The sequence below is a fragment of the Lelliottia sp. GFLA7 genome (assembly GCF_056490165.1).
Window position 1 is genome coordinate 732,615 of the sequence record NZ_JBWLAQ010000001.1, and the last position, 17,997, is coordinate 750,611.

Sequence of the window (17,997 nt, forward strand, 5' to 3'; positions counted from 1 at the left end):
AAATGAGTCTCAAAGATAAAACACAATCCCTGTTTGCTGAAACATTCGGCTACCCTGCCACCCACGCAATTCAGGCGCCTGGCCGCGTGAACCTGATTGGTGAGCACACCGATTACAACGACGGTTTTGTGCTGCCGTGTGCGATCGATTATCAAACCGTTATCAGCTGTGCAAAACGCGATGACCGCATCGTGCGCGTCATTGCGGCGGATTACGATAATCAAACCGACGAGTTTTCGCTCGACGCGCCGATCGTGGCACACGATACGCAGCAGTGGTCTAACTACGTACGTGGCGTGGTGAAGCACCTGCAAATGCGTAATAAGGGCTTTGGCGGCGCGGACCTGGTGATCGCCGGTAACGTGCCGCAGGGCGCGGGGTTAAGCTCTTCTGCGTCTCTTGAAGTGGCCGTTGGGACGGTCTTCCAGCAGCTGTATCACCTGCCGCTGGACGGCGCGCAAATTGCCCTGAATGGCCAGGAAGCTGAGAACCAGTTCGTGGGCTGCAACTGCGGCATCATGGACCAGCTGATCTCTGCTCTTGGTAAAAAAGAGCACGCGCTACTGATCGACTGCCGCTCGCTCGGTACCAAAGCGGTTCCCCTGCCAAAAGGCGCGGCGGTGGTGATCATCAACAGTAATTTCAAACGCACGCTGGTGGGCAGCGAATACAACACCCGCCGCGAGCAGTGCGAAACCGGGGCGCGTTTCTTCCAACAACCGGCGCTGCGTGATGTCTCTCTAAACGAGTTCAATAAAGTGGCTCACGAGCTGGATCCCGTCGTGACCAAACGCGTTCGCCACGTGTTGACCGAAAATGCACGCACCGTTGAAGCCGCGTCAGCACTGGCGCAGGGCGATTTGAAACGGATGGGCGAACTGATGGCTGAATCGCACGCGTCAATGCGCGACGACTTCGAAATCACCGTTCCGCAAATCGACACGCTGGTGGAGATCGTCAAAGCGACTATCGGCGATAAAGGCGGCGTACGCATGACCGGTGGCGGCTTCGGCGGTTGTGTTGTCGCCCTCATCCCGGAAGAGTGGGTCCCTGCCGTCCAGGACGCCGTTTCACAGCAATACGAAGCGAAAACCGGAATCAAAGAAACCTTCTACGTCTGCAAACCTTCACAAGGAGCGGGTCAGTGCTAAACGAAACACCTACGCTTGCCGCCGATGGCCTGCCGTACCGCCTGTTAACCCTGCGCAACAGCGCGGGGATGGTGGTCACGGTCATGGATTGGGGCGCAACTTTACTTTCTGCTCGCGTTCCGATGCCTGACGGCAGCGTGCGCGAAACGCTGCTCGGCTGCGCGTCGCCGGAGCAGTATGTGAATCAGGCCGCTTATCTCGGTGCATCCGTGGGCCGTTACGCGAACCGCATCGCGAAAAGCCGTTTTACGCTCGATGGTACAGATTACGCGCTTTTACCAAGCCAGGGTGAAAACCAGCTCCACGGTGGGCCTGAAGGGTTCGACAAACGCCGCTGGCGTATCGTGCAGCAGAATGACTGTGAGGTCCTGTTTGCCCTGGAATCTGCTGATGGCGATCAGGGCTTTCCTGGCAACCTGTCTGCGTCAGCGAAATTTACGCTGACAGAAGATAACCGCATCTCAATTGAGTACCGTGCGACAGTCGATAAGCCATGCCCGGTGAACATGACCAATCATGCGTATTTCAATCTGGATGGCGACCAGTCCGACGTTCGTCAGCATAAGCTCCAGCTGCTGGCCGATGCCTGGTTGCCGGTCGATGAAATGGGTATTCCTTCTGAAGGGCTAAAAGCCGTTGCCGGTACGAGCTTTGACTTCCGCACACCTAAAACCATCGCGAAAGAGTTCCTGAGCGATGATGACCAGCGCAAGGTGAAAGGCTACGATCACGCGTTCTTGCTGCAGGCGAAAGGGGATGTCACCCAGCCCGCCGCGCAGGTGTGGTCTGCAGATGAAAAACTGCAAATGACGGTGTTCACCAATGCCCCTGCGTTGCAGTTCTATTCGGGTAACTACCTCGGCGGAACGCCAGCGCGCGAGCAAGGTGATTACAGTGACTGGCAGGGTCTGGCGCTGGAAAGTGAGTTTTTGCCTGATAGCCCGAATCATCCAGAATACCCGCAGCCTGACTGCATTCTGCGACCGGGCTCGGAGTACGTCAGCCTGACGGAATATCAGTTTATAACGCATTAATCTCAAGCCCTCCGCTCGGAGGGCTTTTTTTGTCCATCTTGCTGAAAATAGCGCCATTCACAGACAAAATCATAACCCGCAATTCACAAGCAGCTTACACTGGGCCACTATTTTCGCTATGGTTAGGGTTAAGCGTTGCCGCTGGCCCCGCCACGGCAATATAATGAGAATTGTTATCATTCAACGCGTACAATCATTCATGCTGCGTCAAACCGGATAGCCTGAAAAAGCCAGGAGCAAATCTGTGACTGGGTTTTGAGAGCGATGCCAACGCAGAGGCAGCGTGAGAGATGAAGCGCAAATAAAGCTTATGAGGAGTGAGATATGGCTGTAACTAAGCTGGTTCTGGTGCGCCACGGCGAAAGTCAGTGGAACAACGAAAACCGCTTCACCGGTTGGTATGATGTTGATCTGTCTGAGAAAGGCGTTGGCGAAGCAAAAGCTGCAGGTAAACTGCTGAAAGATGAAGGCTTTAGCTTTGATTTTGCTTACACCTCAGTGCTGAAACGTGCCATCCATACTCTGTGGAACGTGCTGGATGAACTGGATCAAGCCTGGCTGCCAGTTGAGAAATCCTGGAAGCTGAATGAGCGTCACTACGGTGCGCTGCAGGGTCTGAACAAAGCTGAAACCGCTGAAAAATACGGTGACGAGCAGGTTAAGCAGTGGCGTCGCGGCTTTGCGGTGACTCCACCTGAGCTGACCAAGGACGACGAGCGCTATCCGGGCCACGATCCGCGTTACGCTAAACTGACCGATGCCGAGCTGCCCCAGACCGAGAGCCTGGCGCTGACCATCGATCGCGTTGTGCCTTACTGGAACGACACGATTCTGCCACGCGTGAAAAGCGGTGAGCGCGTGATCGTCGCCGCTCACGGTAACTCCCTGCGTGCGCTGGTGAAATACCTGGACAACCTGGGCGAAGAAGAAATTCTCGAACTGAACATCCCGACTGGCGTACCGCTGGTGTATGAGTTCGATGAAAACTTCAAACCTATCAAACGTTACTATCTGGGTAACGCTGACGAAATCGCAGCAAAAGCAGCGGCCGTAGCGAACCAGGGTAAAGCGAAGTAATTTTCGCCAGAGTAAAAAAAAAAGCGTGGAGCAATCCACGCTTTTTTATTTGGCCGGATAATTATCCGCGACGCGCTTTTACCGCATCTGCCAACTGACGCAGGATCGTATCGGTATCATCCCAGCCAATACAAGCATCCGTCACGCTCTTGCCGTAGACCAGCGGTTCGCCGCTCTCCAGATTTTGATTACCTTCTACCAGATGGCTCTCAATCATCACGCCAATCACCGCTTTCTCGCCGCTAATCAGTTGCTGACAAACGTCTGCGCCGACTTCCATCTGCTTTTTGAACTGTTTGCTGGAGTTGGCATGACTGAAATCAATCATCACTTTCGCTGAAAGGCCTGCTTTTTCCAGCCCCGCTTTAACTTCTTCGACATGCTTAGCGCTGTAGTTTGGCTCCTTGCCGCCACGCAGAATAATGTGGCAGTCGCCGTTACCGCTGGTATTCACGATCGCGGAGTGACCCCATTTGGTCACGGACAGGAAGCAGTGCGGCGCACCCGCTGCGTTGATAGCATCGATAGCCACTTTAATCGTGCCGTCCGTTCCGTTTTTAAAACCAACCGGACAAGACAGGCCTGACGCCAATTCGCGGTGCACCTGGGATTCGGTGGTACGAGCACCAATTGCCCCCCAGCTCATCAAATCGGCAAGGTATTGCGGGGTGATCATATCCAGGAACTCACCTGCCGCAGGTAGGCCAGCATCGTTAATTTCCAGAAGCAGTTTGCGCGCAATGCGCAGTCCGTCGTTGATCTGGAAGCTGTTGTCCATGTGCGGATCGTTGATCAACCCTTTCCAGCCCACCGTGGTACGCGGTTTTTCAAAATAGACGCGCATGACCACTTCCAGCTCACCTTTCAATTCCTCGCGAAGCGTGAGCAGACGCGCGGCATACTCTTTCGCTGCAGCGGGATCGTGAATGGAACAGGGACCGATGACGACCAGCAAACGATCGTCATTGCCGTTAAGGATTTTGTGGATCGCTTTACGGGCATGAGAAACGGTGTTCGCAGCGTTTTCAGTGGCGGGGAATTTTTCAAGGAGCGCTACAGGAGGTAATAACTCATTGATCTCTTTGATGCGTAAATCGTCATTCTGATAATTCATGATCGTTCCGGCTTAGCCATATATTTGGTAATGAATGCAATCCTTTCAATCTAACTTGTCGGCCAGGAAGTGTAAACGGGCTTTTACACTTCTCACGGATAATTCCTGGAATTACGCTAATAAACGCCACAAAGTAGCGAAAAGCGAGATGTACCCTACACTTTTTAAATGTAACCACTCTATTTATATGTTTTAACATGATTCTATTCTGACATAACGCCAGACTTCAGAATCTTTCACCATTGAGCGAAACCCTCTTTCTTTCGCCTTTGCACTGTTGGACGAAGTTATCCAGCAAATAACAACCAGAACAGGAGCATCATGATGAAAATGACTAAACTGGCAACGCTTTTCCTGACAGCAACGCTGACAATGGCAAGCGGCGCAGCACTGGCTGCCGATTCCGTAGGTTCAAACAGTAATGGACAAGCAAATGCTGCAGCTGACGCGGGTCAGGTTGCCCCAGATGCCAAAGAGAACGTTGCACCCAATAATGTTGATAACAACAATATCAACACCGGGAGCGGCAACAGCAGCGGAACGATGCTGCATCCGAACGGTACCGATTCAGGCACGATGAACCATGAAGGCATGACCAAAGACGAAGTGCACAAAAACTCAATGTGTAAAGACGGTAAATGCCCAGACATGAACAAAAAAGTGGAAACCGGCAGCGGTGACAACAGCGAAGTAGACACCAAAACGGACGGTACAACTCAATAACGGGTTGTTTTACGAACGTGTCGCCTGAAAATAAAAGGAGAGCTGAGGCTCTCCTTTTTTTGTGCAAAATTTTGTGCAAAGTGTTAAAAATTCAAGGTGTAATACATTTACTCATCAGGACATTTTCATGGCGCATGCTCATTCTCACTCCGATTCGCCGCGGGACGACAACGCTAAGCGCTTGATGCTCGCTTTTGGCATCACCGCGACCTTTATGGTGGTCGAGGTGATAGGCGGGTTGATCTCTGGCTCGCTCGCTTTGCTGGCTGATGCGGGCCATATGCTCACCGATGCCGCCGCTCTGCTGTTCGCTCTCATCGCAGTGCATTTTTCCCGTCGCCCGCCCAATACGCGCCATACTTTCGGCTGGCTTAGGCTCACGACGCTCGCGGCTTTCGTCAATGCTATCGCGCTGGTCGTCATAACGATTTTGATTGTGTGGGAAGCTTTCCAGCGTTTTCGCCATCCGCAACCCATCGCCGGAATGACGATGATGGTGATTGCCATTACCGGATTGCTGGCAAATATCGCAGCATTCTGGATCTTGCATCGTGGCAGCGGAGAGAAGAACCTGAACGTGCGCGCAGCAGCGCTACATGTCTTGGGCGATCTGCTCGGGTCGGTGGGTGCCATTGTGGCGGCGCTGGTGATTATCTATACCGGCTGGACACCCATTGATCCGATTTTGTCGGTCCTGGTGTCATGTCTGGTCTTACGTAGCGCCTGGGGTTTATTGCGGGAGAGCGTGAATGAACTGCTGGAAGGCGCGCCGGTTTCGATGGATATTCCTGCGCTAAAACGCAATCTGTCTCGCTCCATCCCGGAAGTGCGTAATGTCCACCACGTTCACGTCTGGCAGGTGGGCGAGAAACCCGTCATGACGCTGCACGTGCAGGTTGTTCCTCCGCATGACCATGATGCGTTGCTGGGCCGTATTCAGCACTTTCTTGAGCATCACTACACTATTTCACACGTCACCATTCAGATGGAGTATCAGCCCTGTAATGGACCGGACTGCCATCTCAATGAGACGCAGCCCGATCATTCACATCATCACCATCATTAACGGGAAAGTGCGCGTGAGCCACGCTGACGCGCACTGTTAATCCACATCCGACTGCCGTTGAGGGCGATAAATGTGAGAAGCAGATATTCCAGAGACATCGCGTAAACGCCCTGCAAGGCAAAGATCACCACGCTTATTACATTGATGATGACCCACAGCAGCCAGTTTTCGACGTATTTTCGCGTCATCAAAATCATCGCTGCGATGGAAAGCACCATCATGCAGGAATCCCAAAATGGGAAGGCGTCAGGCTGCAGCTCAGGCATTGTTACGTTGAGTCCAAGGCTGCTCATTACCGAGACGGCGATGTGCGTGAGATAGCCAAATACCGGGTTGATGTAGACCGTCATCAGACCGATGGCGACGACGCAAGCCGCAAGCCATGCGATAGCCTTAGGCAGCGGTAGCCAGCGAATTTGCAGTTCTGCCTCCTGCTGGCTGTTTTGCCGTGACCACGCGTACCAGCCGTAAATATTGGCAGCAAAGAAAAAAAGTTGCAGCAAGAGACTGGCATAGAGCTGAATCTGGAAAAAAATAATCGCAAAGAGCGTCACGTTGACCAGGCCGAACGCATAGTTACTGATCTTCTCCAGACTCGCCAGCCAGATACAGAGCAGGCCCGCTATCGTGCCAACAGCTTCAATCCATGACAGGTCGTAGCCACCCGCCCCGATCGGAATATGAACCAGAATATTCTGCGTGCTAAAAAAATCCATCTCTTCCCCTGAGCGCGTATAACGCGTTGTCTTAAATCAAGAACGTAGTGTAGCCGCAAATTCCAGCATCCGGTTAAGCGGAAGTAATGCGCCTTCACGTAAAGCTGCATCAATATGGATTTCGTGTGCCGCGCCGCCAGTCTCGAGGCCGTCGGCAATCGCTTTAAGCCCGTTCATCGCCATCCACGGACAATGCGCACAGCTGCGGCAAGTTGCCCCTTCCCCGGCTGTGGGTGCCTCAAATAGCTCTTTTTCCGGCACCGCTTGCTGCATCTTATAAAAAATACCGCGATCGGTCGCGACGATAAGCTTCTGCTGCGGTAACGTTTTCGCCGCGTTGATCAGTTGGCTGGTAGAACCGACGGCATCTGCCATGTCGACAATCGACTGGGGTGACTCGGGATGAACCAGAATGGCGGCTTCGGGATAGAGTGCCTTCATGCGTGCCAGCGCCTGGGTTTTAAACTCGTCATGGACGATACAGGCTCCCTGCCAGCAAAGCACATCCGCGCCCGTTTGCTTTTGCACATAGTTTCCCAGATGTTTATCTGGTGCCCAAATGATCTTCTGGCCGAGGCTATCGAGATGCTCGATCAGCTCGACGGCAATACTGGAGGTAACAACCCAGTCAGCACGGGCTTTGACCGCAGCGGAGGTATTGGCATACACCACGACGGTCCTGTCAGGATGCGCATCGCAAAATGCGCTGAACTCTTCGATCGGGCAGCCCAGATCAAGCGAGCATTCCGCATTCAGCGTCGGCATCAAAATAGTCTTTTCCGGACTCAAGATTTTCGCCGTCTCGCCCATAAAGCGAACCCCTGCCACCAGAAGCGTTGACGCAGAATGCTTTGCCCCAAAACGCGCCATCTCAAGAGAATCAGAAATACATCCGCCGGTCTCTTCAGCCAGCTGTTGAATTTCAGGATCGGTATAATAATGCGCCACCATCACGGCATCACGCTCTTTCAGCATACGTTTGATTTTTTCACGATAAAACTGTTTTTCGTCCAGATTTAACGGCAAAGGTTTAGGCGGAAAAGGATAGATTGCGGCTTCAGGATCAAACATCACGCTCATCAATTGTATCTCGTTTTGCTGGCTTAACCGTTTTGCGTTATTTCCTGTGAACTTAGCAAAAAGGTCAGCAACCATGTTTTATATACTAAACAAGATAGCGAATTTGAGGTGAAAAGTCACAGAAATTGAAAAGCAAAAAGTCGCCTTTTTACTTTGTTGGATCGCGTGGGATGATCCGAGTCTGCTCTAGAACGGAGGGCTTCGCCTGCGGCTCCGGTGCCTCACTGCGTTCGGCTCGAACCTGCCGCAGATTCGAATTGCTCAAATCGCAGATAGCAAAAAAGCGCCTTTAGGGCGCTTTTTTACATTGGTGGGTCGTGCAGGATTCGAACCTGCGACCAATTGATTAAAAGTCAACTGCTCTACCAACTGAGCTAACGACCCCTTTCGGGATTTACTTATCTTTATTCAGGCTGGTGGGTCGTGCAGGATGACTCGGCTTTGCCTCGCCCTACGGGCCGTTGCTTTCGCAACGTTATCCTTCACGTTCACACTCTTGCAATCCACCAGAAATTGGTGGGTCGTGCAGGATTCGAACCTGCGACCAATTGATTAAAAGTCAACTGCTCTACCAACTGAGCTAACGACCCATTCGGGTGCTGCCTGAATTTTACATTTTACCAATCTAAATTGGTGGGTCGTGCAGGATTCGAACCTGCGACCAATTGATTAAAAGTCAACTGCTCTACCAACTGAGCTAACGACCCAAATGGTGGGTGATGACGGGCTCGAACCGCCGACCCCCTCCGTGTAAAGGAGGTGCTCTACCAACTGAGCTAATCACCCTTGTACTGCTGTAATTTTTTGTGGTGTGTCGTGCAGGATGACTCGGCTTCGCCTCGCCCTACTGGCCGTTGCTGACGCAACATTATCCTTCACGTTTTACTATCGCGTTCCACCAGAACGATTGGTGGGTCGTGCAGGATTCGAACCTGCGACCAATTGATTAAAAGTCAACTGCTCTACCAACTGAGCTAACGACCCACTATTTTGCTGCTTTTGGGGTGTTTGATATCCCTTGGCAACGGCGGCATATATTACTGATTTAAGAATTGAGCGCAACAAAAATTTCGATGAAGATCACTTAACTGCTTACGAATCAGGCGGCACGACCAGAAAAAACGCGATTTCTGGTCATGCGATACTCATCCCATCGAACCAAGACGTTTTTGCGCTTGTTTAGCGCCTTCAGTACCTGGGTACTTACTGACCACCTGCTGATACACAGCCTTCGCTTTTGCAGTATCGCCTTTATCCTGCATGATCACGCCGACCTTAAACATTGCATCAGATGCTTTTGGTGATTTGGGGTAGTTTTTTACCACTGAGGCAAAATAAAACGCCGCATCATCCTTTTTCCCTTTATTGTAATTCAGCTGACCGAGCCAATAATTTGCGTTTGGCTGGTAAGTCGAATCAGGGTATTTCTTCACGAAGCTTTGAAACGCCGCGATTGCATCGTCCTGACGAGATTTGTCCTGAACCAGGGCAATCGCTGCATTGTAGTCAGTATTCGCGTCACCGCTTTGTACAGGAGCGCCAGCAGAGGCCGACGCACCGGTTGACGGTGCAGGCGTTGCTGTTGCAGCGCCTGTTTGATCTCCAGCCGCAGGTTGCGCACCCGCAGCACCGCTGCTGAGGCTATCCATCTGCAACAAAATCTGCTTCTGACGTTCGACAACCTGGTTTAACTGATACTGACTTTCCTGGATTTGTCCACGAAGAGAATCGATATCATTTTGGTTATCAGAAAGTTGCTGCTGAAGTTGGGTTAAAAGCTGACTGTGAGCATTAGAAATACGCTCGAGTTGGGTGACACGGTCTTCGACCGAGCCTGAGCCGACACTACTGATTGGCGCCTGAGCAAAAGCGGCCCAGGGGGCCGCTATACCAATCAGTAACGACAGACTCAACAAGTGATGTCTGAAGTTACTGCTCATGCAATTCTCTTAGTAAACCAGTACAGCACGACGGTTTTTGGAGTAAGCCGCTTCGTCGTGACCCAGTACTGCAGGTTTTTCTTTACCGTAAGAAACGATGGAGATCTGGTCAGCAGAAACGCCTTTACCCTGCAGGTACATTTTAACGGCGTTAGCACGACGTTCACCCAGGGAGATGTTGTACTCTGGAGTACCACGTTCGTCAGCATGACCTTCTACGGTGACTTTGTAAGATGGGTTGCTACGCAGGAAGTTAGCGTGTGCATCCAGCATCGCAGCGAAGTCAGAACGGATATCGAATTTATCCAGATCGAAGTAAACGATGTTGTTCTGCTGCAGCTGTTGCATCTGAAGACGAGCTTGTTCTTCAGAAGACATGTTGCCGCTACCGTTAGCGTCCATACCAGTACCAGCGCCCATCATGCCTTCGCCGCTCTGGTCGTTGCTTGCATTCTTGTTAGAAGAACACGCTGCGATTGCCATTACAGGCAGAGCGATCATCAGCCCCTTCAGCACTTTGTTCAGTTGCATTTCTAAGATTCCTTTAGTAATCAATTAATTATTATTTAGAGATACGGCGACCAGGCAGGTGATTTTACCTGTCCATCAGTTGCCGGAAGACGCGCTTTGAAACGCCCATCTGTAGAAACCAGATTCAACACGGATCCCATCCCCTGAGAAGAGCTGTAGATTACCATCGTGCCGTTAGGTGCCAGACTTGGCGTTTCGTCCAGGAACGTTGACGACAATACTTGTACGCCACCCGTCACCAGATCTTGTTTGGCAATGTGCTGCTGACCGCCAGCTGAACTCACCATTACCATCGTTTTACCGTCGCTGCTAACATCGGCGTCCTGGTTCTGAGAACCTTCCCAGGTAATGCGCTGCGGTGCGCCGCCATTGACGTTAACTTTGTAAACCTGTGGACGTCCCGCCTGATCGGACGTAAACGCCAGATTCTGGCTGTCCGGGAACCAGGTTGGCTCAGTGTTGTTACTGCGACCATCCGTCACCTGACGAATCTGACCGGAACCAACGTCCATGACATAAAGATTCAGGCTGCCTGTTTTAGACAGGGCAAACGCCAGCTTGGAGCCATCCGGAGAGAATGCTGGAGCACCGTTGTGACGCGGGAACGAAGCGACCTGACGGACAGCGCCATTGGACAACGTCTGGATAACCAGTGCTGAACGTCCGCTTTCGAAAGTCACGTATGCCAGTTTAGAACCGTCTGGAGTCCAGGCCGGTGACATCAGTGGTTGCGGAGAGCGATGCACGGTGAACTGGTTGTAACCGTCGTAGTCAGAAACGCGAAGCTCGTACGGGAACTGGCCGCCGTTGGTCTGAACGACATAAGCGATACGGGTACGGAAAGCGCCTTTAATACCGGTCAGTTTCTCGAACACTTCATCACTCGCGGTGTGACCCGCATAGCGCAGCCATTTCTTGTTCACTTTATAAGTGTTCTGAGCCAGCACTGTACCTGGCGCGCCACCGGTATCCACCAGCTGGTAAGTCACGTTGTAGTCGCCATCCGGGCTTGGGGTAACTTGCCCTACCACCACCGCATCAATACCCAGCGCAGACCATGCAGCAGGTTGAACTTCCTGCGCGGTTCCTGGCTGCTGTGGCAAACGAGAGCGATCTAATGGGTTAAATTTCCCGCTGTTACGTAAGTCAGCAGCGACGATGCCGCCAATGTCTTCAGGTGCGGCGCCAGGGCCCGCCCACTGGAACGGAACAACACCAATCGGACGTGCCGAGTCCACCCCTTGGGTGATCTCAATACGTACTTCTGCGTGCAGCACAGCTGCCCACAGCATAAAGAAACTCACAGCTACACGTAATGCCTGCTTCATTATATCTCCCTTATCTGAGTAACATTACCCACGATAATTAGCAGAATGTTAACAAACTCAAATAAACAAAACTACCGACACCCTGCGACTAAACCTGGCCTATTTTTTCTACTTTGCACAGAAAAAATGACTTAAGGTTTGAAGTCCAGCGGTGCATTTTTAAAGACTTCATAAACCGCCTGCGAAGGTGGTTTTGGCATTTTCGCCTGGCGTGCCGCAGCAAGAGCTGCAGTACACAAGGCTGGATCGCCCCCTTCGGACTGAATATCGAGCAACATACCATCTGGCGCCAGTTTTATACGCAACGTGCACGTTTTGCCGGCGTAAGATGAGGCATCATAAAATCGACTTTCAATAGCGGATTTAATCTGCCCGGCATAACCACTGATTTCAGCACCCGAAGCGCCGTTATTCTTAGTGTTACCGCTTCCTGCTGGTGACGCATTGTTTCCTTTCGCCCCACCGCCCGTTTTCGGTGCATTCTTACCTGAGCTCAAATCACCGAAAAGGTCGTCAACATCTGACGCAGAGGCTTTATCCGCCGCGGCTTTTTTGGCTGCGGCGGCTTTTGCTGCAGCAGCTTTATCGGCAGCCGCTTTCTTATCTGCGGCAGCTTTTTCGGCAGCCGCGGCTTTTTTATCGGCGGCAGCCTTCTCAGCAGCAGCCGCTTTTTCTGCGGCGGCTTTCTCTGCTGCTGCAGCTTTCTTAGCTGCCTCAGCAGTGGCTTTTTTCTCGGCTTCCTGAGCAGCCTTCTTAGCGGCTTCGGCTTCCGCTTTTTTCTGCGCATCAGCGGCAGCTTTTTTCGCGGCTTCAGCTTCGGCTTGTTTTTGCGCATCGGCAGCAGCTTTCTTCGCTGCGTCAGCGGCTACTTTTGCCTGAGCATCTGCTTTCGCTTTTGCATCCGCTGCAGCTTTGGCGGCCGCCTCTTCAGCTTGCTTCTGCTGCTGTTGTGCTTTCTTCGCGGCGTCTTCAGCTTGTTTTTGCTGATCCGCCTGCTCTTTTGCCGCTTCTTGCGCCTGCAAACGTTCTTTCTCGAGCTGTTTCAGACGCTCTTGCTCCGCGGCCTGCTTTTCACGCAGTTCTTCGGCTTGCTGTTGCGCCTGTTTATCACGCTGCTCTTCAGCACGTTTCGCACTCGCCTGTTGCTGCTGCTCACGGTTATAGTTTTGCACTACCGCACCAGGATCTACCATGACGGCGTCGATGGAAGATCCACCGCCAGCTGCTGCATCTATATGCTCATCGAACGAACTCCAGATCAGTGCTGCAAATAAAATGACGTGCAGCACTGCCGAGATAATTATCGCTCGCTTAAGCTTGTCGTTTTGTTCGGTTGCCTTTGACACTATCGGTTCCCAAAAACTGTGCAGATGATCAAATAGGTTGCGTCATCAAGCCAACCGACTTAACACCCGCGCTATGAAGCAAGTTCAGCGCTTTAATTATTTCATCGTAAGGCACGTCTTTCGCCCCGCCGATCAGGAAGACCGTTTTCGGATCGGCTCCCAGACGACGCTGCGCTTCAGCGATAACCTGCTCTGGTGGAAGCTGATCCATACGATCTTTTTCGACCACAACGCTGTATTGCCCTACGCCGGAAACCTCAATGATCACCGGTGGATTGTCATTGGAGCTGACCGCCTGTGATTCTGTTGCATCCGGCAGATCAACTTCCACGCTCTGGGTGATAATGGGCGCTGTCGCCATGAAAATCAGCAGTAACACCAGCAGTACGTCCAGCAACGGTACAATATTGATTTCGGACTTGAGTTCGCGACGACCTCGCCGTCCACGCGATCTGGCCATGGTTTACCCCTTGTTACTCTCGGTGCTGGTAAACGCCTGACGGTGCAGAATCGCAGTGAACTCTTCCATGAAGTTGTCGTAGTTCAACTCAAGTTTGTTCACGCGCTGGTTCAGTCGGTTATAAGCCATAACTGCAGGAATAGCGGCAAACAGACCAATTGCGGTCGCGATCAGTGCTTCTGCGATACCCGGTGCAACCATTTGCAGCGTTGCCTGCTTCACCGCGCCCAGCGCGATAAAGGCATGCATAATCCCCCACACGGTACCAAACAGGCCGATATACGGACTGATAGAACCCACTGTGCCGAGGAACGGAATATGGTTTTCAAGCGTTTCCAACTCACGGTTCATGGAAATGCGCATCGCGCGCGACGCGCCTTCGACTACGGCTTCCGGCGCATGGTTGTTAGCGCGATGGAGACGAGCGAACTCTTTGAAACCGCTATAGAAAATTTGTTCGGAGCCTGAAAGATTTTCGCGACGCCCTTGGCTTTCCTGATACAAGCGAGAAAGCTCAATACCAGACCAGAACTTATCTTCAAAGGCTTCAGCTTCACGACTGGCCGCGTTGAGGATACGGGTTCTCTGAATAATGATGGCCCAGGATGCGATTGAAAAACCAATCAAAATCAACATGATAAGTTTAACCAGAAGGCTTGCCTTCAGGAACAAATCAAGGATATTCATGTCAGTCACTGCTTAAACTCCGCGACAATAGACTTAGGAAGCGCACGAGGCTTCATAATGAGTGGATCAACACAAACAATCAGTACTTCTGCTTCGTTCAGCACTGTGTTCTCTGCATTGACGATCCGTTGCGTGAACACCATTGAGGTTCCGCGCATAGATGTTATTTCCGTTTGGACTTCGAGCATATCGTCGAGTCTGGCGGGTGCAAAATACTCCAGCGTCATCTTGCGTACCACGAAGGCAACACGCTCAGCCAACAAAACCTGCTGGCTAAAATGATGATGGCGCAGCATCTCAGTGCGTGCTCGTTCATAGAAAGCAACGTAGCTGGCGTGGTAAACCACACCACCGGCATCAGTATCTTCGTAATAGACCCGAACCGGCCATCGAAACAGCGTTGTATTCACTTTACATCCCGGTAATGCAACAAAAGTTGGAGCTTTCAAACTTCGCTACTATACGCGCGGGACTGATGGTTTGGAATGGGGGAAAGTAAACGGAGAGTAAATTTTTATGGGCTCAGGTAAGCCCATAAGATTAACGGACAGTTCTTATTCAGTTGAAGAAAAAGATCAATCCTGCAAGGAGCACCACATCTGCGATCAGTGGGCAGAAGATCCCCTGCCAGTGTACCGCTTTTGGACGAAATCCCACGCCGTGAATGATACCTGCGCAAACCGCCCACATGATGAGTAAACCATGCCAGATTTCCAGGTCACTTGTTTTCGCTGCAAAGCGCGAAGGATCCCAGAAAATACAACCCGCCAGCAGTAATGCCATCACTAAGGAAAGCGCCCTTAACGGACGCTTATCCATTACCGCATAAAGCATTGCGATAATTTTCATCATCAGTGATTTTCTTCGCCCGCGTTAGACGCTTCAACATGTTCAAGCGCCAGGGCAGTGATGACACCAAATGCACAGGCAAGAAGCGTCCCTAAAATCCATGCGAAATACCACATATTCAGCTCCTTACTTAGTACAGGGAATGGGTGTTGCTTTCGATGTCTTCTTTCGTGATTCGACCGAACATTTTCCAATAACACCAGGAGGTGTACAGCAGAATAATCGGTACAAACACACCAGCAACATAGGTCATCAAGTTCAGCGTCAGCTGGCTGGATGTCGCATCCCACATGGTCAGGCTTGCATTAAGCATCGTGCTGGACGGCATCACGAATGGGAACATCGCAATACCGGCAGTCAGGATGATGCATGCCAGGGTCAGTGAAGAGAACACGAATGCCCACGCACCTTTTTCCAGACGAGACATCAGTACGGTCAGCAACGGCAGCAACACACCCAGAGCAGGAATAGCCCACAGCGCTGGCATAGTGTTGAAGTTCACCAGCCATGCACCCGCCTGGCGAGCCACTTCTTTCGTCAGCGGGTTAGACGGCGCCGCGTGATTAATGGCAGATGTCACCACGTAACCATCAATACCGTATACAACCCAAACGCCAGCCAGTGCGAAGCAAACCAGTGTCACCAGCGCAGCAACCTGCGCAGTAGCACGTGAACGCAGGTGCAGTTCACCAACAGTACGCATTTGCAGATAAGTTGCGCCCTGAGTAATGATCATCCCTACGCTGACTACGCCTGCCAGCAGGCCGAACGGGTTCAGCAACTGGAAGAAGTTACCGGTGTAGTACAGACGCATATACTCGTCGAGATGGAACGGCACGCCCTGCAACAGGTTGCCGAACGCCACGCCAATCACCAGCGGCGGCACAAAGCTACCGATGAAGATGCCCCAGTCCCACATGTTGCGCCAGCGAGTGTCTTCAATCTTGGAGCGGTAATCAAAACCGACCGGACGGAAGAACAAAGACGCCAACACCAGTATCATCGCCACATAGAAGCCAGAAAACGCAGCGGCATAGACCATCGGCCAGGCAGCAAACAGCGCGCCGCCTGCGGTGATCAGCCACACCTGGTTACCGTCCCAGTGCGGGGCGATGGAGTTGATCATGATTCGACGCTCGGTGTCATTACGACCGAGGAAACGGGTGAGCATGCCCACCCCCATGTCGAAACCGTCAGTGACCGCAAAACCAATCAGTAAAATACCGACCAGCAGCCACCAGATAAAACGCAATACTTCATAATCGATCATTTCACGACTCCTGTCTTAGCGTGCCGGCTGAGTAGCCACAGTGGACTGTTCGTAGTGATAGCGACCGGTTTTCAGGCTGCTCGGACCAAGGCGTGCGAACTTGAACATCAGGAACAGTTCAGCCACCAGGAACAGGGTGTACAGACCACAAATCAGCAGCATTGAGAAGATCAGATCGCCTGCGGTCAGGGACGAGTTAGCCACTGCCGTTGGCAGCACCTCACCAATCGCCCATGGCTGACGACCATACTCCGCAACAAACCAGCCTGATTCGATAGCAATCCACGGCAGCGGCATACCATACAGCGCGGAGCGCAGCAGCCATTTTCTCTGGCCGATACGGTTACGAATCACGGACCAGAACGACGCACCAATAATCAGCAACATAATGATGCCGCTGCCCACCATGATACGGAAGGCGAAGTACAACGGTGCAACGCGAGGAATCGAGTCTTTGGTGGCCAGTTGGATCTGCGCTTCGGTCGCATCGGAAACGTTTGGTGTATAACGTTTCAACAGCAGGCCGTAACCTAGGTCTTTTTTCACATCATTAAACTGGTCACGAACAGACTGATCGGTAGAACCAGAACGCAGCTGTTCGAGCAGCGCGTAAGCCTTCATCCCGTTACGGATACGCTCTTCATGCTGCACCAGCAGATCTTTCAGGCCAGTCACCTGCTTATCGACCGAGCGGGTGGCGATGATGCCCAGCGCGTAAGGAATCTGGATAGCAAAGCGGTTTTCCTGCGCATCCTGGTCAGGAATACCAAACAGGGTAAAGGCTGCCGGTGCAGGCTGGGTTTCCCATTCTGCTTCGATAGCGGCCAGTTTGGTTTTCTGTACGTCGCCCATTTCGTAACCGGATTCATCACCCAGAACAATAACGGAGAGGATTGCCGCCATGCCAAAACTCGCCGCAATGGCGAAAGAACGTTTAGCGAAAGCGAAGTCACGACCGCGCAGCATATAGTAGGCACTGATACCCAGAACGAACATCGCGCCGCACACATAGCCAGATGCTACGGTGTGGACGAATTTCACCTGTGCGACCGGGTTCAAGACCAGCTCAGAGAAGCTAACCATCTCCATACGCATGGTTTCGAAGTTGAAATCAGACGCGATAGGGTTCTGCATCCAGCCGTTCGCCACCAGAATCCACAGTGCGGACAGGTTCGAACCGAGTGCCACCAGCCAGGTTACGGCCATATGCTGGACTTTGCCCAGACGGTCCCAACCGAAGAAGAACAGACCTACAAAGGTGGATTCGAGGAAGAAGGCCATCAGACCTTCAATGGCCAGCGGCGCACCGAAGATATCCCCAACATAGTGAGAATAGTAAGACCAGTTAGTCCCGAACTGGAACTCCATGGTCAAACCGGTAGCCACGCCCAGTGCAAAGTTGATACCAAACAACTTGCCCCAGAACTTGGTCATATCTTTATAAATCTGTTTGCCGGAGAGGACGTAGACCGTTTCCATAATGGCCAGCAAGAACGCCATACCGAGCGTTAGTGGCACAAACAGGAAGTGGTACATCGCGGTCAAGGCAAACTGTAAGCGCGACAGTTCGACTATATCTAACATCATGACTCCTTGCTCATCGCATGAAGACTCCGAGAGTGAAT

General features: G+C 52.0%; 19 protein-coding genes and 5 tRNA genes. 5 read left to right on the plus strand and 19 right to left on the minus strand.

Annotation, left to right across the window (positions count from 1 at the left end; all coding sequences use genetic code 11):
- Nucleotides 1-2 precede the first annotated feature (2 nt).
- The 3 genes from galK to gpmA all read left to right on the plus strand — a co-directional run bounded on the left by galK (nucleotide 3) and on the right by gpmA (nucleotide 3,262).
- On the plus strand, nucleotides 3-1,151 hold the full coding sequence (galK, locus tag AC07RN_RS03560; RefSeq protein ID WP_478335592.1) for a galactokinase: 1,149 nt from the start codon (nucleotides 3-5) through the stop codon (nucleotides 1,149-1,151).
- Nucleotides 1,145-2,185 carry a galactose-1-epimerase gene (gene galM / locus AC07RN_RS03565; protein ID WP_478335593.1) on the plus strand — a complete coding sequence of 347 codons (1,041 nt, stop codon included), beginning with the start codon at nucleotides 1,145-1,147 and terminating at the stop codon, nucleotides 2,183-2,185. The genes galK and galM overlap by 7 nt, the downstream gene beginning before the upstream one ends.
- Before the next feature lie 324 nt (nucleotides 2,186-2,509).
- On the plus strand, nucleotides 2,510-3,262 hold the full coding sequence (gene gpmA / locus AC07RN_RS03570) for a 2,3-diphosphoglycerate-dependent phosphoglycerate mutase (protein ID WP_012016646.1): 753 nt from the start codon (nucleotides 2,510-2,512) through the stop codon (nucleotides 3,260-3,262).
- Nucleotides 3,263-3,323: 61 nt separating this feature from the next.
- Here gpmA and aroG read toward each other — a convergent pair whose 3' ends face one another.
- Entirely contained in the window at nucleotides 3,324-4,376 is a 1,053-nt protein-coding gene (gene aroG / locus AC07RN_RS03575; RefSeq protein WP_235135120.1) for a 3-deoxy-7-phosphoheptulonate synthase AroG, read from the minus strand.
- A 324-nt stretch (nucleotides 4,377-4,700) separates the two neighbouring features.
- Here aroG and AC07RN_RS03580 point away from each other — a divergent pair, with 324 nt between their 5' ends.
- On the plus strand, nucleotides 4,701-5,099 hold the full coding sequence (locus AC07RN_RS03580; RefSeq protein ID WP_478335798.1) for a YbgS-like family protein: 399 nt from the start codon (nucleotides 4,701-4,703) through the stop codon (nucleotides 5,097-5,099).
- Nucleotides 5,100-5,226: 127 nt separating this feature from the next.
- On the plus strand, nucleotides 5,227-6,165 hold the full coding sequence (zitB, locus tag AC07RN_RS03585; RefSeq protein WP_478335594.1) for a CDF family zinc transporter ZitB: 939 nt from the start codon (nucleotides 5,227-5,229) through the stop codon (nucleotides 6,163-6,165).
- Here the strand turns inward: zitB and pnuC are convergent.
- The 18 genes from pnuC to cydA form a co-directional block, all read right to left on the minus strand.
- Entirely contained in the window at nucleotides 6,162-6,881 is a 720-nt protein-coding gene (gene pnuC / locus AC07RN_RS03590; protein ID WP_012016642.1) for a nicotinamide riboside transporter PnuC, read from the minus strand. The two genes, zitB and pnuC, sit on opposite strands and share 4 nt — an antisense overlap.
- 36 nt (nucleotides 6,882-6,917) lie before the next feature.
- Nucleotides 6,918-7,961 (minus strand): quinolinate synthase NadA, encoded by a 1,044-nt coding sequence (nadA, locus tag AC07RN_RS03595; protein WP_478335595.1) that lies wholly within the window; start codon nucleotides 7,959-7,961, stop codon nucleotides 6,918-6,920.
- Nucleotides 7,962-8,269: 308 nt separating this feature from the next.
- Nucleotides 8,270-8,345, minus strand: a tRNA-Lys gene (locus AC07RN_RS03600).
- A gap of 130 nt (nucleotides 8,346-8,475) precedes the next feature.
- Nucleotides 8,476-8,551: transfer RNA gene (locus tag AC07RN_RS03605), tRNA-Lys, on the minus strand.
- Between the two features lie 41 nt (nucleotides 8,552-8,592).
- Nucleotides 8,593-8,668, minus strand: a tRNA-Lys gene (locus AC07RN_RS03610).
- A 3-nt stretch (nucleotides 8,669-8,671) separates the two neighbouring features.
- Nucleotides 8,672-8,747: transfer RNA gene (locus tag AC07RN_RS03615), tRNA-Val, on the minus strand.
- Between the two features lie 122 nt (nucleotides 8,748-8,869).
- Nucleotides 8,870-8,945, minus strand: a tRNA-Lys gene (locus AC07RN_RS03620).
- 161 nt (nucleotides 8,946-9,106) lie between these two features.
- A complete protein-coding gene (gene cpoB, locus AC07RN_RS03625) occupies nucleotides 9,107-9,901 on the minus strand; it encodes a cell division protein CpoB (protein ID WP_012016640.1) in 795 nt (264 codons plus the stop codon).
- 9 nt (nucleotides 9,902-9,910) lie between these two features.
- Entirely contained in the window at nucleotides 9,911-10,432 is a 522-nt protein-coding gene (gene pal, locus AC07RN_RS03630) for a peptidoglycan-associated lipoprotein Pal (protein ID WP_012016639.1), read from the minus strand.
- Nucleotides 10,433-10,467: 35 nt separating this feature from the next.
- The gene (gene tolB, locus AC07RN_RS03635) at nucleotides 10,468-11,760 is read right to left on the minus strand and encodes a Tol-Pal system beta propeller repeat protein TolB (RefSeq protein WP_478335596.1); all 1,293 of its coding nucleotides are present in this window, start codon (nucleotides 11,758-11,760) and stop codon (nucleotides 10,468-10,470) included.
- A gap of 131 nt (nucleotides 11,761-11,891) precedes the next feature.
- Complete coding sequence (gene tolA / locus AC07RN_RS03640; protein WP_478335597.1) at nucleotides 11,892-13,106, minus strand: cell envelope integrity protein TolA; 1,215 nt, start codon at nucleotides 13,104-13,106, stop codon at nucleotides 11,892-11,894.
- Between the two features lie 28 nt (nucleotides 13,107-13,134).
- Nucleotides 13,135-13,566, minus strand: coding sequence for a colicin uptake protein TolR (gene tolR / locus AC07RN_RS03645; RefSeq protein ID WP_012016636.1), 432 nt, complete (start codon nucleotides 13,564-13,566; stop codon nucleotides 13,135-13,137).
- Between the two features lie 3 nt (nucleotides 13,567-13,569).
- Nucleotides 13,570-14,262, minus strand: a complete 693-nt coding sequence (gene tolQ, locus AC07RN_RS03650; protein WP_071818725.1) for a Tol-Pal system protein TolQ — start codon at nucleotides 14,260-14,262, stop codon at nucleotides 13,570-13,572.
- Nucleotides 14,259-14,663, minus strand: a complete 405-nt coding sequence (gene ybgC / locus AC07RN_RS03655; RefSeq protein ID WP_012016634.1) for a tol-pal system-associated acyl-CoA thioesterase — start codon at nucleotides 14,661-14,663, stop codon at nucleotides 14,259-14,261. The genes tolQ and ybgC overlap by 4 nt, the downstream gene beginning before the upstream one ends.
- Before the next feature lie 148 nt (nucleotides 14,664-14,811).
- A complete protein-coding gene (gene ybgE / locus AC07RN_RS03660; RefSeq protein WP_131487663.1) occupies nucleotides 14,812-15,105 on the minus strand; it encodes a cyd operon protein YbgE in 294 nt (97 codons plus the stop codon).
- On the minus strand, nucleotides 15,105-15,218 hold the full coding sequence (gene cydX, locus AC07RN_RS03665; protein WP_478335598.1) for a cytochrome bd-I oxidase subunit CydX: 114 nt from the start codon (nucleotides 15,216-15,218) through the stop codon (nucleotides 15,105-15,107). Before cydX ends, ybgE begins: the two co-directional genes overlap by 1 nt.
- A gap of 14 nt (nucleotides 15,219-15,232) precedes the next feature.
- On the minus strand, nucleotides 15,233-16,372 hold the full coding sequence (gene cydB / locus AC07RN_RS03670; RefSeq protein WP_012016631.1) for a cytochrome d ubiquinol oxidase subunit II: 1,140 nt from the start codon (nucleotides 16,370-16,372) through the stop codon (nucleotides 15,233-15,235).
- 15 nt (nucleotides 16,373-16,387) lie between these two features.
- On the minus strand, nucleotides 16,388-17,956 hold the full coding sequence (gene cydA / locus AC07RN_RS03675) for a cytochrome ubiquinol oxidase subunit I (protein ID WP_012016630.1): 1,569 nt from the start codon (nucleotides 17,954-17,956) through the stop codon (nucleotides 16,388-16,390).
- Nucleotides 17,957-17,997: the final 41 nt, after the last annotated feature.